The 14,652-nt window shown below is 73.6% G+C and carries 12 protein-coding genes and 1 tRNA gene; 8 read left to right on the top strand and 5 right to left on the bottom strand.

Annotated features, from left to right (window positions below):
• Positions 1-43: 43 nt before the first annotated feature.
• Positions 44-1,579, bottom strand: a complete 1,536-nt coding sequence (locus IO29_RS04785) for a PP2C family protein-serine/threonine phosphatase (protein ID WP_030377016.1) — start codon at positions 1,577-1,579, stop codon at positions 44-46.
• Positions 1,580-2,167: 588 nt separating this feature from the next.
• Between IO29_RS04785 and IO29_RS04790 the strand changes: the two genes are divergently transcribed.
• On the top strand, positions 2,168-2,833 hold the full coding sequence (locus IO29_RS04790) for a bifunctional DNA primase/polymerase (protein ID WP_030377017.1): 666 nt from the start codon (positions 2,168-2,170) through the stop codon (positions 2,831-2,833).
• A 56-nt stretch (positions 2,834-2,889) separates the two neighbouring features.
• A complete protein-coding gene (locus IO29_RS40175) occupies positions 2,890-3,765 on the top strand; it encodes a hypothetical protein (protein ID WP_324608144.1) in 876 nt (291 codons plus the stop codon).
• 360 nt (positions 3,766-4,125) lie between these two features.
• Here the strand turns inward: IO29_RS40175 and IO29_RS04805 are convergent, their stop codons facing one another.
• The 3 genes from IO29_RS04805 to IO29_RS04815 all read right to left on the bottom strand — a co-directional run bounded on the left by IO29_RS04805 (position 4,126) and on the right by IO29_RS04815 (position 6,763).
• Entirely contained in the window at positions 4,126-5,106 is a 981-nt protein-coding gene (locus IO29_RS04805) for a DUF5926 family protein (protein WP_030377020.1), read from the bottom strand.
• A gap of 100 nt (positions 5,107-5,206) precedes the next feature.
• A complete protein-coding gene (locus tag IO29_RS04810; protein ID WP_078618012.1) occupies positions 5,207-5,800 on the bottom strand; it encodes an ATP-binding protein in 594 nt (197 codons plus the stop codon).
• A 132-nt stretch (positions 5,801-5,932) separates the two neighbouring features.
• On the bottom strand, positions 5,933-6,763 hold the full coding sequence (locus tag IO29_RS04815; RefSeq protein ID WP_030377022.1) for a glycerophosphodiester phosphodiesterase: 831 nt from the start codon (positions 6,761-6,763) through the stop codon (positions 5,933-5,935).
• 318 nt (positions 6,764-7,081) lie between these two features.
• Here IO29_RS04815 and IO29_RS04820 point away from each other — a divergent pair, with 318 nt between their 5' ends.
• Together IO29_RS04820 and IO29_RS04825 are read left to right on the top strand one after the other, a co-directional pair.
• Positions 7,082-8,554 (top strand): S1C family serine protease, encoded by a 1,473-nt coding sequence (locus IO29_RS04820; RefSeq protein ID WP_030377023.1) that lies wholly within the window; start codon positions 7,082-7,084, stop codon positions 8,552-8,554.
• Positions 8,555-8,622: 68 nt separating this feature from the next.
• A tRNA-Ser gene (locus IO29_RS04825) sits at positions 8,623-8,709 on the top strand.
• A gap of 105 nt (positions 8,710-8,814) precedes the next feature.
• Here IO29_RS04825 and IO29_RS04830 read toward each other — a convergent pair.
• A complete protein-coding gene (locus tag IO29_RS04830) occupies positions 8,815-9,744 on the bottom strand; it encodes a bifunctional DNA primase/polymerase (protein ID WP_030377024.1) in 930 nt (309 codons plus the stop codon).
• 405 nt (positions 9,745-10,149) lie between these two features.
• Here IO29_RS04830 and IO29_RS04835 point away from each other — a divergent pair, with 405 nt between their 5' ends.
• The 4 genes from IO29_RS04835 (at position 10,150) to IO29_RS04850 (ending at position 14,625) form a co-directional block, all read left to right on the top strand.
• Positions 10,150-10,461, top strand: coding sequence for a hypothetical protein (locus IO29_RS04835; protein WP_030377025.1), 312 nt, complete (start codon positions 10,150-10,152; stop codon positions 10,459-10,461).
• 462 nt (positions 10,462-10,923) lie between these two features.
• Complete coding sequence (locus tag IO29_RS04840) at positions 10,924-11,691, top strand: DUF1906 domain-containing protein (RefSeq protein ID WP_234307336.1); 768 nt, start codon at positions 10,924-10,926, stop codon at positions 11,689-11,691.
• A 258-nt stretch (positions 11,692-11,949) separates the two neighbouring features.
• Positions 11,950-12,513 (top strand): SigE family RNA polymerase sigma factor, encoded by a 564-nt coding sequence (locus IO29_RS04845; RefSeq protein ID WP_030377027.1) that lies wholly within the window; start codon positions 11,950-11,952, stop codon positions 12,511-12,513.
• 468 nt (positions 12,514-12,981) lie between these two features.
• Positions 12,982-14,625, top strand: a complete 1,644-nt coding sequence (locus IO29_RS04850) for a long-chain fatty acid--CoA ligase (protein ID WP_033224848.1) — start codon at positions 12,982-12,984, stop codon at positions 14,623-14,625.
• Positions 14,626-14,652: the final 27 nt, after the last annotated feature.

Genomic DNA, 14,652 nt, shown 5'->3' on the forward strand with positions numbered 1-14,652 from the left:
AGCGCGCCGCCGGCGGTACCGCCTCGACGGCAGCGTCGCCCCGCTAGTCGAAGCGCGCCGCCAGCAGCACCACGTCCTCCGCGCCGCCCGCCGCGTCCAGACCGTCCGGCAGCACCGTGCGCAGCACGTGGTCCGCGACGGCCCCCGCGTCGGCGCGCATCCCGCGCGGCACACTCGCGGCCGCCGCGTGCAGCCGGGCGAAGGCGCGGTCCATGGGGTCGCCGGTGCGCTGAAGCAGCCCGTCGGTGTACAGCAGAACCGTCTCTCCGGGCTCGGCCGTCAGTTCGACGCTCGGCGCCTCCCAGCACGCCAGCATGTTCAGCGGCGCCGACAGGGAGGTCTCGACGTACTCCGTGCGCCGCTCGCCGACGAGCAGCGGGGGGCTGTGCCCGGCCCCCGCCAGGGTGACCCGGCGCAGCGCGGGCTCGCAGTAGGCGAACAGCGCGGTGGCCGAGCGGGCCGGCTCGGTCAGCCGCAGCAGCAGCTCCAGATCGGACAGGACGGCGACCGGGTCCTCGCCCTCCATCACGGCGTACGCCCGCATGCCGGCCCGCAGCCGGCCCATGGCCGCGACCGCGCTCGGCCCCGAGCCGGTGACGGAGCCGACCGCGAGGCCGAGCGCCGCGTCCGGCAGCGGCAGCGCGTCGAACCAGTCGCCGCCGCCGCGCGGCCCGGTGCGGCGGCGGACGGCGAGCTGGACGCCCGGGATGCGGGGGAGCCGGGAGGGCAGCAGCTCCTCGGCGAGCGTCGCCATGCACGTACGCGTGCGTTCGGTCTCGACGAGCCGCGCGAGGTGCTCGGCGGCGCAGCGGACGTACAGCCCGGCGAGGTGGCGCATGCGGGCGGTCGGCTCGGCGGGCTCGTCGTAGAGCCAGACGGCGGCGCCGAGGCGGCCCGCGGCCTCGCCGGCCAGCGGCAGGGCGTAGCTGGCGGCGTAGCCGAGGCGGGCGGCCACCTCGCGGTGGCGGGGGTCGAGCCCGTCCTCGGCGAACAGGTCGGGCTGGGCGATCTCGCCCTCGCCGCCCGGCAGCTCGTCCAGGATCTTCCCGTACGCCATGGCGCTGCGCGGCACGGTCTCGATGTGGCCGAGGTCCCCGCGGCCGAGACCGAGGCCGAGGGTGGTGTCCGGGCCCAGGCCGTCGCGCGGCTCCAGGACGACCAGGCCGCGGCGGGCGCCGACGAGTGCGGACCCGGCGCGCAGCAGCTCCTCCAGGGCGGTGGCGAGCGAGTCGGTGCGGACCAGGCGTTCGGTGAGTTCGTGCAGGGTGGTGAGGTCGGAGACCCAGCCGGCGAGCCGGTCCTGGAGGAGGATGCCCGGACCGGTGGTGTGGGAGGTGGCCGAAGAGGTACCCGTGGTGTTCGGCGTGGGGCCCGTGGGCGGGGCGGCCGGCGCGACAGTGTGAGCGGGAGCGGGAACCGTGGAGTCGATTCCGGCCACTTTCGGGAGGTGAGGGGCGGTCATGGTGTCCGGCTTTCCGACCGGTGCGTACTGCACGAAAGCATCGCAAACCCCCATGTCATTCTGCGTCGCCGGCAGTGTCTCCACATGTACACGCACTCGTAAGGGGATGTCCAGCATTGTCCTGCTGGGATTCCTGGTGTCCGTGGGGCTGGCGTGGCGACTGGCCTCGGCATTGTCCAAGCGATCCGCGGAGTCGCTTGCGGGAAGACGAAGTTGGCTTGAAACTGACTCGGGTAACGGCGTATTGCGGTCGACTGGCCTCGTTCGACGGAGCGTCACAGCGGTCGGGGTGGGTACGTACTCGGTGAGGCCCAGGGAGCGGCGAAGAGCCGCCCGGAACCTGGCGGCCGAACCGGGCGTCCTATCCACCGACGACCGAGCCCCATCCTCCCGTGGCGGAGGCGGCGAGCAACAGCGCGACGGCAATTCGCCAGGCGTCGCCACCCCCACGTCATGCCCGTGCTTTTGACAGACGCAGTATGGACACTGCGGCCCTCGCGGATGCGTGCACATGATCCGCGGACCGGCCCGAGCTCGGCCCCCAGCGGGTTCTTCCTGTTCGTGACAGGGGCTTCCTGTTCCTGACAGGGGCGTGAGGCACCAGCAGGTACGCACAGCGCAGTGATCGACACATGCGGTGCTCTCCGCATGTGGTGAATGCAGCCCTCGGTGTTGCCGGCGTGCAACGGAAAGGAACGAGCGCTCATGCGCGGGATTCCCGGAAGGCTACGCAGGTTCCTGTCCCGGCGGAACGACGGGGAGCCTGAGGTGTTCGGCGCGGCCCTGACCTTCGCCACGCAGTGGCAGTGGCCCGTTCTCCCGGGTGTGGCACCGGACCCCCAGGGGCGCGCCCGCTGCGGGTGCCCCGACCCGGAGTGCACGGTGCCGGGCGCGCACCCGTTCGACCCGGGGCTGCTCGCGGCCACCACCGATCCGCGCATGGTGCGCTGGTGGTGGACCAACCGGCCGACGGCGCCGATCGTGCTCGCCACCGGGGGCCGCGCGCCCTGCGCGGTGAGCCTGCCCGCCCCCGCGGCGGCCCGTGCCCTGGCCGTGCTGGACCGCGAGGGCATCCGGGTCGGCCCGGTCGTCGCCGCGCCGCACCGCTGGGCGATCCTCGTCGCCCCGTACTCCCTGGAGCAGCTCGGCGAGCTGCTCCACGCCCAGGACTTCGTCCCCGGCTCGCTCCGCTTCCACGGCGAGGGCGGCTACCTCGCGCTGCCGCCCTCCGCGACCGGGCACGGGCAGGTCCGCTGGGAGCGCGCGCCGCTGCCCGGTTCGGCCGCGCCCTGGGTGCCGGACGTGGAGGCCGTGGTGGACGCCACGGTCGAGGCCCTCACTCGTACGGGTGTGAGCGCGCCCGAGTTCTAGGGGTGTCGGGCGCGCGGCGGGCCGGAGGGCCCCGCGCGCTCGTTATGTTCGCCCCCATGAAGCGCACTTCCGGGGGACACGGAACGCGTCGGTCCGGGGGACGGGAACGGCAGCGGGAACGGGAACGGGCGGCGGTGGAGCCGCGCGGTGCCGACGGCGTCCGTGACGATGCCGGAGGTCTCAGTGGTGCCGACGGCGTCCGTGACGATGTCGGCGGCCTCCGCAGTGGTGCCGACGGTCTCGCCGGCGGTGCCGACGGTCTCTCTGGTCGTGCCGACGGTCTCGCCGGCGGTGCCGACGGTCTCTCTGGTCGTGCCGACGGCCTCGCCGGCCGTGCCGGCGGCCTTCGTGGCCGGCACGGTGCCGAGCGGGCCCCCGGGCTCGATCCGCGGGTACGGCTGGCCGCGCTGGTGGTGGCGATGGTGGCGGCGGTGCTGCTGCCGCTGGCCGTGGCCGCGGCCGGGCCCGTCGGCGACGGCGCCCGGGAGACGGCCGACCGGGCCGCCGCCCCGCACCGGGACGCCAAGGAACCGGCGCCCTCGACCTCCCGCTCGCCGCATCTGCTGGGGCTCGGACTCGCCACCGCCACCCGCTGCGGCCCCTCGCTCACTTCGCCCGACGGCGTCGAGGCGCAGACCTGCGTGCTCACACAGGGCGCCGAGACCTGGGCGCGCACCTACTACCGCAACACGACCGGTCACGCGCTGACCAGCGCGCTGAGCCTGCTGAAGCCGGGCGGGGGCGCGGTGCGCATCGACTGCGCGATCGGCGCGGAGGACGAGCCGGGCACCTGCGAGACCCCCCGGCAGCGCACGGACGGCGAGCCCGGCGGGTACGAGGCGGTCGCGGAGTTCGCCCGCGAGGCGGAGGACGCGGCGGCCGACGGCGCGGCGCTGCTGCTGCGCGCGGGGAGCGGCTCCGCACGGTCCTGAGGGCCTGCCCGGTGCTGAGGCCCCACGGTCCTGAAGCCTGTGCCATGCCGTACGGCCCGCCGGGGCAACGGCGGGACGGATTACGGGAGTTGGCGGAGGGGGCGGTTCCGGGGCGGTTCACCGGACGCATGGAAAGACCCGGTTGCTGGCGACGGGGGATGCACCAGCAACCGGGCTATTGGAACGGTAACAAGAGATCGCCCGTTCGCAAATTCGATCTCGCCTATTCGGACACGGATGTGCTTGTCGGAAGCGGCAGTTGTGACGCGAGTCACCTGGTGGGGCGGAGGGGGAGGGGGAACCCGGTGCCCGCGGTCCCCCCTCTCCAGGTCCCCCCGCCCCGTGCCGCCGCCGTTCCGTTCAGCTCAGGGTGACCTGGCGGTTCGTCAGGCCGCCGCGGGCCCGGCGCTCCTCGGGGGTGAGCGGGTCCGTCGACGCGAGCGCTTCCGCGAGGTGCTCGGCGAACTCCGTGGCCGGTTTCTCCAGGTCCTGTGCCGTCATCTCGCTCGGCAGGTCCCACACCGGGACCACCAGGCCGTGCGCCCGGAACGAGCCCACCAACCGGGTGCCCTCGCCCAGCGCGGACCGCCCGGCGGCGTGCAGCCGCGCGAGCGCGTCCAGGAGCCGCTCCTCCGGGTGCGGCATGACCCACCGCAGATGGTTCTTCTCCGGCGTACGGCACCAGTAGGCGGCGTCCACGCCCTCCAGCCGTACGGTGGGGATGGCCGCGGCGTTGGCCCGCTCCAGGGACGCGGTCACCTCGGGGGAGGCGTTCTCCGCGTCCGGGACCCAGAACTCGAAGCCGGTGTGCACCACCGGCGCGAACGCGGCGTCCGCGTCCAGCAGGTCCTGTAGCCGGGGGCCGTCGGCCGGGGCGCGCCGGCTCTGCACCGAGGTGCCGGGCTCCGCCGTCAGCGCGCGGCTCAGCGTGTCGGCGAGGTCGCGGCTGATGTCGCCGGACGCCGTGTCGTTCTGGAGGCCGAGCAGGACCGAACCGTCGTCCCGGCGCAGCGCGGGCCAGGCCATCGGCAGCACGGTGGCGAGGGTGACCGAGGGGACGCCCTCGGGCAGGCCCTCCTTCAGCGTCAGCTCGGCCGTGGCCGCGGGGACCAGCTCGCGCAGCGCGACCCAGTCGCCCTCGCCGGCCAGTCCTTCGAACGGGCGTTGCACCAGCTCCGTCGCCGCGTGCGACGCGGCCCGGCCGTGGCAGGCCTTGTAGCGGCGGCCGCTGCCGCAGGGGCAGGGCTCCCGGGCGCCGACGACCGGAATGTCCGCCCCGGCGTTCACCCCGCCACCGGTCCGGGGCCTGTTGGCCTTGGTCTGGGGTCGCTTCTTGGCCATCGTCGGTGTCTCCCGGTCACGGCTCGTCTCGTACGGGCGCGAGCCTATCCGCTCGTACGGACGGCGACGGGAACCTGTGGACAACGGGGGAAGCCGTGGGCTACGACGCCCGTGAGACCGGCGGTGCCGTGACCCGTGCGGCGAAGTCCTCCCGCCGGCGCGCGGCCTCGGCGTCGTCATGCACGACGACCCAGACGGTGACCTCGCCGTGCACCCCGTCCCGTACGCCCCAGTCCTCCGCCAGCGCCGTGATGATGTTCAGACCGCGGCCGCCACGCGCGGTGACCGACGGTGTGGCGGGAACCGGACGGGTCGGACCGCCGCCGTCCGTCACCTCGACCGTGAGCCGCCCCGAGGGGTCGACGCGCCACGCGGCCCGCACGTCACCGTCCCCGGCGAGGGCGTCGCCGAGGGGCCTGCCGTGCCGGCAGGCGTTGCTGAGAAGTTCGGAAAGGATCAGTACGGCGTCGTCGATGACCGCTTCCGGCACACCGCCGCCGCGCAACTGCGTCCGCATCCGGTGCCTTGCCTGCCCCACGCCCGCAGGGCCATGGGGTACGGCCATGCTCGACGACGCGGGCACCTCCTGTGCCACCACCAACGCCACCCCCGAGACCTCCTTCGCCCCACGCCACGGAGTGGATGCCCCACCGCAACCGGCCGGAAACCGACCGGCCCACGTGCGACGGGTCACTCTTCGTGGCCGCACACGGACCGAACGCGCCGGTGCACACCCCGTGAGAAACCGGGGCGCTCGCCACCAAAAACGACAGGACGCGGCCGGAGGGGCGTGATCGCCGAGCGGGCCCGCTCGGCGATCACGCCCTCAACGGCCCAGCAGCTCCCGTACGGCCCGTGGCCGGTTGGTGATGATCGCGTCGACGCCCAGATCGACGCAGCGGCCGACGTCCTCCGGCGTGTTCACCGTCCACACGTGCACCCGGTGCCCGGCCGCCTTCAGGCGCTGGACGTACGCGGGCTGATTGCGCACGATCCGGATCGAGGGCCCCGCGATGTGGACCCCCTCGGGCAGCCGGCCGTCGCGCATCCGGGGCGTCACGAACTGCGTGAGGTACACCGTCGGCAGCGTCGGCGAGGCGGCCCGTACCCGGTGCAGGGACCGGGCCGAGAAGCTCATCACCCGCACCGTGGACTCCTCGGGCGAGGCCGGCGCGTCCAGCCCGAACCGCTTCAGCAGGAGCAGCAGCCGCTCCTCGACCTGGCCGGCCCAGCGGGTCGGGTGCTTGGTCTCGACGGCGAGCTCCACCCGGCGCCCGGCGTCCGCGACCAGCTCGAGCAGCCGCTCCAGGGTGAGGACGGAGGTGTCACCCCGGTCCTCGGGCCGGTGCTCCCAGTCGGGCGCCTCGTCGGGGGGCTCGTCCTGGTGGTGCCAGGAGCCGAAGTCCAGGGCGGTGAGTTCGGCGAGCTCCAGCGCGGAGACGGCACCGCGCCCGTTGGACGTACGGTTGACGCGGCGGTCGTGGACGCAGACGAGGTGACCGTCGGCGGTCAGCCGCACATCGCACTCGAGGGCGTCGGCGCCGTCCTCGATCGCCTTGCGGTAGGCCGCGAGCGTATGTTCGGGTGCCTCCTCGGAGGCTCCGCGGTGGGCGACGACCTGGATCGGCCGGGGCGGATGCTGTCGTGCGTGGGTCACCGCGTCATGGTGCCACCGGGACGGGGTACGTGTCGGACCGCGCACCGTATACGGACGGCGCGGGCCGGGCGTCCGTTCGGCCTCGTAGACCTGCGTAAGACCAATAGGTAAGTCCTACAGGTCCTATATGTATATATAAGGTTTGGTCGTGGGCAGGACCCACAGGGACCGCTTATGGTGCCCTGACGGTCCATGGGAAAAGCTGACGGCATACAAAAGCACATGCACAGCTGCATCGCGCCGGACCGTTCGGTGAGCGTGGGACGGACGTGGCCGCGTGCGAACGAGAACAACAGCCGTGGATCGAGGAGAGAAGCTGTGAGCACCGAGAACGAGGGCACGTCGGTACCCCCGGCCCCGTCCGCACCTCCCGTGCCGGTGGACGCTCCCGCTGCCTCCGCATCGGGCACGCAGCCCGGCGGGGCACCTTCCGGCCACGGCTACGGGGAGCCGCCGCAGGCCCCCGGACAGCCGGCCCACGCCGGACCGGCCTACGGCGGCCACTCCCCCGTCGGCCCCGCCGACCCCACCGTCTCCGCGCAGACCGCCACCTCGTCCCCCGTGGACGCCGGCTGGCCGCCCCCGCCCCCCGGCACGCCGGGCTACGGCGGCGGTGACGGCCCGGGCGGCTGGAGCGCCCCCGGGCAGCAGCCGGCCCCGAAGCCGAAGTCCGGCCGCGGCGGTCTGGTCGCCGCGGTCCTGGTCGCCGCGCTGGTCGCGGGCGGCCTCGGCGGCGGGCTCGGCTACACGCTCGCCAAGGACAACGACTCCTCCGGCTCCACCACCGTCTCCGCCTCCCAGAGCGGCGGCGACGTCAAGCGCGCCGCCGGCTCGGTGGCCGGGGTGGCGTCCCGCGCGCTGCCCAGCACGGTGACCATCGAGGCGGAGGGCAGCAACGGCGAGGGCGGCACGGGCACGGGCTTCGTCTTCGACAAGGAAGGCCACATCGTCACCAACAACCATGTGGTGGCCGACGCGGTCGACGGCGGCAAGCTCTCGGCCACGTTCCCCGACGGCAAGAAGTACGAGGCCGAGGTCGTCGGCCACGCGCAGGGCTACGACGTCGCCGTCATCAAGCTCAAGAACGCCCCGTCGGACCTCAAGCCGCTCCCGCTCGGCGACTCCGACAAGGTGGCCGTCGGCGACTCGACGATCGCGATCGGCGCGCCCTTCGGCCTGTCGAACACGGTGACGACGGGCATCATCAGCGCCAAGAACCGCCCGGTGGCCTCGAGCGACGGCCAGTCGGGCAGCAGCACCTCGTACATGAGCGCGCTCCAGACGGACGCCTCGATCAATCCGGGCAACTCCGGTGGCCCGCTGCTGGACGCGCAGGGCTCGGTCATCGGCATCAACTCCGCGATCCAGTCGTCGAGCAGCGGCGGCCTGGGCGGCGGCTCGGGCCAGTCGGGCTCGATCGGCCTGGGCTTCGCCATCCCGATCAACCAGGCGAAGTACGTCGCCCAGCAGCTGATCAAGACCGGCAAGCCGGTGTACCCGGTGATCGGCGCGTCGGTCTCCCTGGAGGACGGCTCGGGCGGCGCGAAGATCACGGACCAGGGCGCCAACGGCTCGGACGCGGTCACGGCGGGCGGCCCCGCGGACAAGGCCGGCCTCAAGTCCGGCGACGTCATCACCAAGCTCGACGACACGGTGATCGACAGCGGCCCGACCCTGATCGGCGCGATCTGGACCCACCGTCCCGGCGACAAGGTCGACGTGACCTACAAGCGCGACGGCAAGACCCACACGGTCGGACTCACCCTGGGCAAGCGCGTCGGCGACAGCTGACCGCCCCCACGCACCCCGCGGCGGGCCGGTAACCTGTACCCGCGCTGTCGCCCCCGCGACAACGCGGAGGAGGCGTGCCCGAGCGGCCGAAGGGAACGGTCTTGAAAACCGTCGTCGTGGCAACACGACCGTGGGTTCAAATCCCACCGCCTCCGCGCGCTGAGCAGTGAGAAGGGCCCCCGAACCGGTGTTCCGGTCGGGGGCCCTTCGCGTGGGCTGCTGTGGGCCGGGCCCGGTCGGCCGTGTGGTGGCCGGGGGCGTCAGGCCGGCCGGCGTGGGGTCATGCGGGCTGCCGAGGCGACGGTGGAGCGGGCCTCGGCGAGGGGGAGGCCGGTGTGGACGGCGGCGTCGACGAGGGCGCGGGTCAGGGTGGGGCCCAGGCCGTTCTCGTAGGCGCGGCAGGCGGCCCAGAACAGGCGGGTGTTGCGCTGGCCGGTGTGGGCGGCCAGGACGAACTGGATGAGGCCGTCGCCCTGGTGGGCGCGGGCCTGGGCGTCGTCCGGCCAGACGCCGGAGCCGGAGCCGGAGTGGGCCGCCCGGTCGGGGCGCGGAGGTGGCAGCAGCAGGCGCAGCAGCGGGGCCGGGCAGGGCGCGGGCGGCAGGTGGGCCGCGCCCGGTGCCGTCTCGTAGACGCCGTGGTCGGTGCGGGAGCCGGGGCCGACGAGGTAGCCGCCGGCGCCCCGGATGTCGATACCGGGGGCCAGCCGGCTCGCGGAGTTGGGGACCACCACGTCCGGCGGTCCGGTCAGCCACAGGTGGCGGCCCCCGCTCGGGGTGACGACCACCACCGTCGGCGGGATCGTGAACAGATGACGCAGCGCCAGTTCGCGCAGCGCGGTGGAGGAGTCGGTGCCGGACTTGGTGTCCAGGTCGACGCCGATCAGATGGTGCGGGGGCAGTCCGCAGGCGATGCCGTAGCCGGTGGCCCAGGGGGCGGCGGCGAACAGCGCCCGGATGCGCCGCGGGTCGGTCGAGGCGTCGTAGACCCCGTGGCCGAAGCGGCCGCACTCGCCGTGGCAGGGCGGGCCGGTGGGAGCCGTGGGGGCAGCGGGAGCAGTGGGGTCGCGGTGCGGGGAGCGCAGCGCCGGCAGCTTCGTGCGCGACAGCGGGATCACCGCCAGGCCGCGCTCGGCGGCGGACAGTGCGTGGGCCAGGGCCATGGTGGTGGCCTGCCGGTCGATGGTGGCCATGGATTGATTTTCGTACATGCGTTCGAGAAGGGGAAGGGGATTTCCGGGTGACGCGCGGCTCGTGTGCGGCCGTTCGGGGGATGCCCGGTCGTGTGCGGGGGCCGTTGTGAGGCCGTGTGGCGGAACCTTTCGGCCCTTGGGGGGCTTGGTGGCGGGGGCCGCGCCGTCCCCTTCCGTCCGGCGTTTGTCGTACGGCGGAAGTCCCGAAAGGGGTTTATCGACTTGTCCTCACGCTTCAGGGGGAATCGCGCCGTCCGGGGTGGTTCGGCGGGGTCCGGTCGGGCAGCTTGGAGGCGCGACGTCGTGCAGAGCTCCGAGGCGGTCGGCCAACTGCCCGGAAACAAGCCGTACTTCATGTGCGTCCGGCCCCGCGCCGGTGCGTACTCCCGCTTCTGGAGGAAGAACATGGCAAGCATCCGTACCGCCCGCGTCCTCGCCGCCGTCGCGGCCCTGCCGCTGGCCGCCGCCCTCTTCACGGGCGTCGCCACCGCGGACAATGGCGCCGCCGCGGACGACGGATCGAACGCGGCCGTGGCGACCGTCAGCGGCAGCGGGACCGGCCTCGACAACGACGGCAACTCGGCGACCACGCAGCAGCAGGCGCTCGGCTCCGGCGCCAGCAACCAGAGCAACACCGCCCAGGTGAACGGCTCCGCGTTCACCACCATCAACCAGGGCAACGAGAACGTGGCCGTCCACTTCACCCGTCTGTGGTGAGCGGTTCGGGGCCGACGGTCGCCGGCCGGCCCCGGACGTCCGTGTGGGACGCGCTTCATGGGTTGTGACACGTCTGCGCGGCGGTGCCATCCGGTGCCGCCGCGCAGGCGTTTTCCCGTCCTCGCCCCTGCCCCGTCCGCTGTCCCCTCTCCCCTCTCCCCTCTCCCCTCACGTCGGCACGCGGGCGGGTCCCCACATCGGGGCCGATTGTGACGGCGGACGGCTGAACGCCGGGTGTGGCGGGCCGCCGGGAGCCGGGCGGAAACGTTCACTCGGGCCATGCGTGCACATGGGTGTGGTGGCCGGGGTCAGGGTCGGGGCCGGGAACGGGTTCGTGTTCCGGCGAAGTCTCGCAGGCGTTGGCACAGGGGGTGGACCGGGTTCGTCGGGATCTGCGTCGTATGGGCACTGGTGTGCGGGGCCGGGGTGCCGGGGGCGGGCGCGGAAGCGGAGACGGGCACCGTGGCGCGCTCGGTGGTCCGCCGGCCCGCCGTTCCGCCGGAGCCCCCATCCTCCGGCGTCGTCCCCTTCCGGGGCTGGGGCATGGACACCTGCCGCGCCCCCTCCACCGGCACCCTGAAGCGCTGGCGCACCTCCCGCTACCGCGCCCTCGGCATCTACTTCGGCGGCCGGGGCCGCGCCTGCGCCCAGCCCCGGCTCACCCCCGGCTGGGTGCGCACGGTGGACCGCATGGGCTGGCGCCTGCTGCCGGTGTACGCCGGCTCGCAGGCGCCCTGCGCGACCAGCGGCGTCAAACGGCACGTGGCGATCGGACGGCACCCGAAGCGGCAGGGCACGCGCGAGGGCCGCGACGCCGCGCGCCGGGCGCACGCCCTCGGACTGCTCCCCGGCAGCGCGCTCTATCTGGACATGGAGTCGTACGACCACCGCAGGACGTCCTGCGCCCGGCGCGTGCTCTCCTTCGTCCGCGCCTGGGACCGGGAAGTGGGCCGCAGCGGTTACCTGCCGGGCTTCTACAGCAGCGCCGACACGGGCGTACGGCACTTCGAGAGCGCCCGCCGGGCCGGGGTGAGCGACCTGCCCGCCGTGATGTGGTTCGCCCGCTGGCGCGGCACGCCCCGGCTGTACGGGGAACCGACGCTGCGCCGGAGCGCGTGGCGCGGGCGGCGGATCCACCAGTACGCGGGCAACGTACGGGAGCGGCACGGCGGCCGCACCCTGCTCATCGACCGTGACCTGATCGACGCCCCGGTGGCCCGCGTCGGCTGACGGGGGGGGAACCGACGCCATGGTGGCCCGCGTCAGCTGACGGGGAACCGACGCCCCGGTGACCGGCGCCGAACCGACGCGGAACGAGGGCCCCCGCCCCGGCCAGGGGTCGTTTCTCAGGGTCGACCCCCGATACCGCAGTACCCCTCCTCCACCTACAGGAGGTGGGGTCCTCCCCCCTCCTACAACCTGAGGGGGACACCGCTTCGGGACCTGCGGCCGATCCGCCGGGGTGGGCCCCGCTCCTAGCGTTGAGCCATGACCACACCCGTCTGCACCAGCGCTTCGACCGCCGCGACGCCGGCCCGGCAGACCCTGCCGCAACCGTCGTACCCGTCGTTCTCGGCGTACGTGGCGGCCCGACAGCCGCTGCTGCTGCGCACCGCCCGGTCGCTGACCGCGAACCCGAGCGACGCGGAGGACCTGTTGCAGACGGCGCTGACCAAGACGTACGTCGCCTGGGAGCGCATCGAGGACCACCGCGCGCTGGACGGGTACGTCCGCCGGGCGCTGGTCAACACCCGTACCTCCCAGTGGCGCAAGCGCAAGGTCGACGAGTTCACCTGCGAGGAACTGCCCGAGCCGCAGACCCCGCCGGCCACGGACCCGGCCGAGCAGCAGGCGCTGCACGACGCGATGTGGCGGGCGATCCTGAAGCTGCCGGCGCGGCAGCGGGCGATGGTGGTCCTCAGGTACTACGAGGATCTGAGCGAGGCCCAGACGGCGGAGGTGCTCGGCGTCTCCATCGGCACGGTGAAGTCGGCGGTGTCGCGCGCGCTCGGCAAGCTCCGCGAGGACCCGGAGCTGGCCCCGGTCCGCTGACGGCCGCCGTCGGAACGCCCTCGCACCCGGCCACGGAACCTGGTCCGGCCGTGCGGGCCTGACTACCGCCGTACCGCACCGGCTTCCGTCGTACGGACCTGGTTCCCGCCGTGCGGACCTGGCTTCCGCCGTACCGAACCGGCTTCCGCCGTACGGTCCTGCCTTCCGCCGTACGGGCCCCTCTCGTCGCACGGTCCTGGCTTCCGCCGTACGGAACCGGCTCCCGCCGTACGGACCTGACTACCGCCGTACCGCACCGGCTCCCGTCGCACAGAACGGGCCGGGCCCCCGTCACCTCCTCATCCGCCCTCCCCGGACCCCCGGCGCGGCTGATCGATCATTCCTGCTGCTAGTGACATACCGCGTGGTATGTGAGCAGAATCAGCCCAACCCCTACCGCCGCGCGGCACCGCGCGGTCATCCGCGTAGGCAACGTCGCCGCCCCGGGAGGACGCCGTGCTGAGCACGATGCAGGACGTACCGCTGCTGATCTCGAGGATCCTGACCCACGGGTCGACCATCCACGGCAGCTCCCAGGTGATCACCTGGACGGGCGAGGACGAACCGCACCGCCGTTCCTTCGCCGAGATCGGCACCCGCTCCGCCCAGCTCGCGCACGCACTCCGCGAGGACCTCGGCGTCCGCGACGACGACCGCGTGGCGACCCTCGCCTGGAACAACGCCGAGCACGTCGAGGCCTACTTCGCCATCCCCTCCATGGGCGCGGTGCTGCACACGCTCAACCTGCGGCTGCCCGCCGAGCAGCTCGCCTGGATCGTCAACCACGCCGCCGACCGCGTCGTCATCGCCAACGGCTCCCTGCTCCCGCTGCTCGCCCCGCTCCTCCCGCACCTCCCGACCGTCGAGCACATCGTCGTCACCGGCCCCGGCGACCGGACGCCCCTGGACGGCGTACGGCCCCGCGTGCACGAGTACGAGGAGCTGATCGCCGGGAAGCCGGCCACGTACGACTGGCCCGAGCTGGACGAACGCCGGGCGGCCGCCATGTGCTACACCTCCGGTACCACCGGCGACCCCAAGGGCGTCGTCTACTCCCACCGCTCGGTCTATCTGCACTCCATGCAGGTGAACATGACGGAGTCGATGGGCCTCACCGACCAGGACACCTCCCTCGTCGTCGTCCCCCAGTTCCATGTGAACGCCTGGGGGCTGCCGCACGCCACCTTCATGACCGGCGTCAGCATGCTGATGCCGGACCGCTTCCTCCAGCCCGCGCCCCTCGCCGAGATGATCGAGCGCGAGCGGCCCACGCACGCGGCCGCCGTCCCCACCATCTGGCAGGGCCTGCTCGCCGAGCTGACCGCACGCCCCCGGGACGTCTCCTCGCTCCACCAGGTGACCATCGGCGGCTCCGCCTGTCCGCCCTCGCTCATGGAGGCGTTCGACGCGCTCGGCATGCGGGTCTGCCACGCCTGGGGCATGACCGAGACCTCCCCGCTGGGCACGGTCGCCCGGCCGCCGGCCCACGCCGTCGGCACCGACGAGGAGTTCGGCTACCGCCTCACCCAGGGCCGTTTCCCCACCGGCGTCGAGGCCCGGCTGACCGGTCCCGGCGGCGAGCGGCTGCCCTGGGACGGCGAGTCCGCGGGCGAGCTGGAGGTGCGCGGCACCTGGATCGCGGGCGCGTACTACAACGGCCCGGGCGCCGAGCCGCTGCGCCCCGCCGACAAGTTCAGCGAGGACGGCTGGCTCAAGACCGGCGATGTCGGCACCATCAGCCCCGACGGCTTCCTCACCCTCACCGACCGGGCCAAGGACGTCATCAAGTCCGGCGGCGAGTGGATCTCCTCCGTCGACCTGGAGAACGCGCTGATGTCCCACCCGGACGTCGCCGAGGCCGCCGTGGTCGCCGTCCCGGACGACAAGTGGGGCGAGCGCCCGCTCGCCACGGTCGTCCTCAAGGAGGGCGCCACCGCCGACTTCGCCTCCTTGCGCTCCTTCCTCGCGGAGGAGGGGAAGATCGCCAAGTGGCAGCTCCCGGAGCGCTGGACGATCATCGAGTCGGTCCCGAAGACCAGCGTCGGCAAGTTCGACAAGAAGGTGCTGCGCAGGCAGTACGCGGAGGGGAAGCTGGACGTCCAGCGGCTCTGAGGACCGGCCGGGGATCGTGCGCGCGAG

Source organism: Streptomyces sp. NRRL F-6676, assembly GCF_000725625.1.
Classification (GTDB): domain Bacteria; phylum Actinomycetota; class Actinomycetes; order Streptomycetales; family Streptomycetaceae; genus Streptomyces.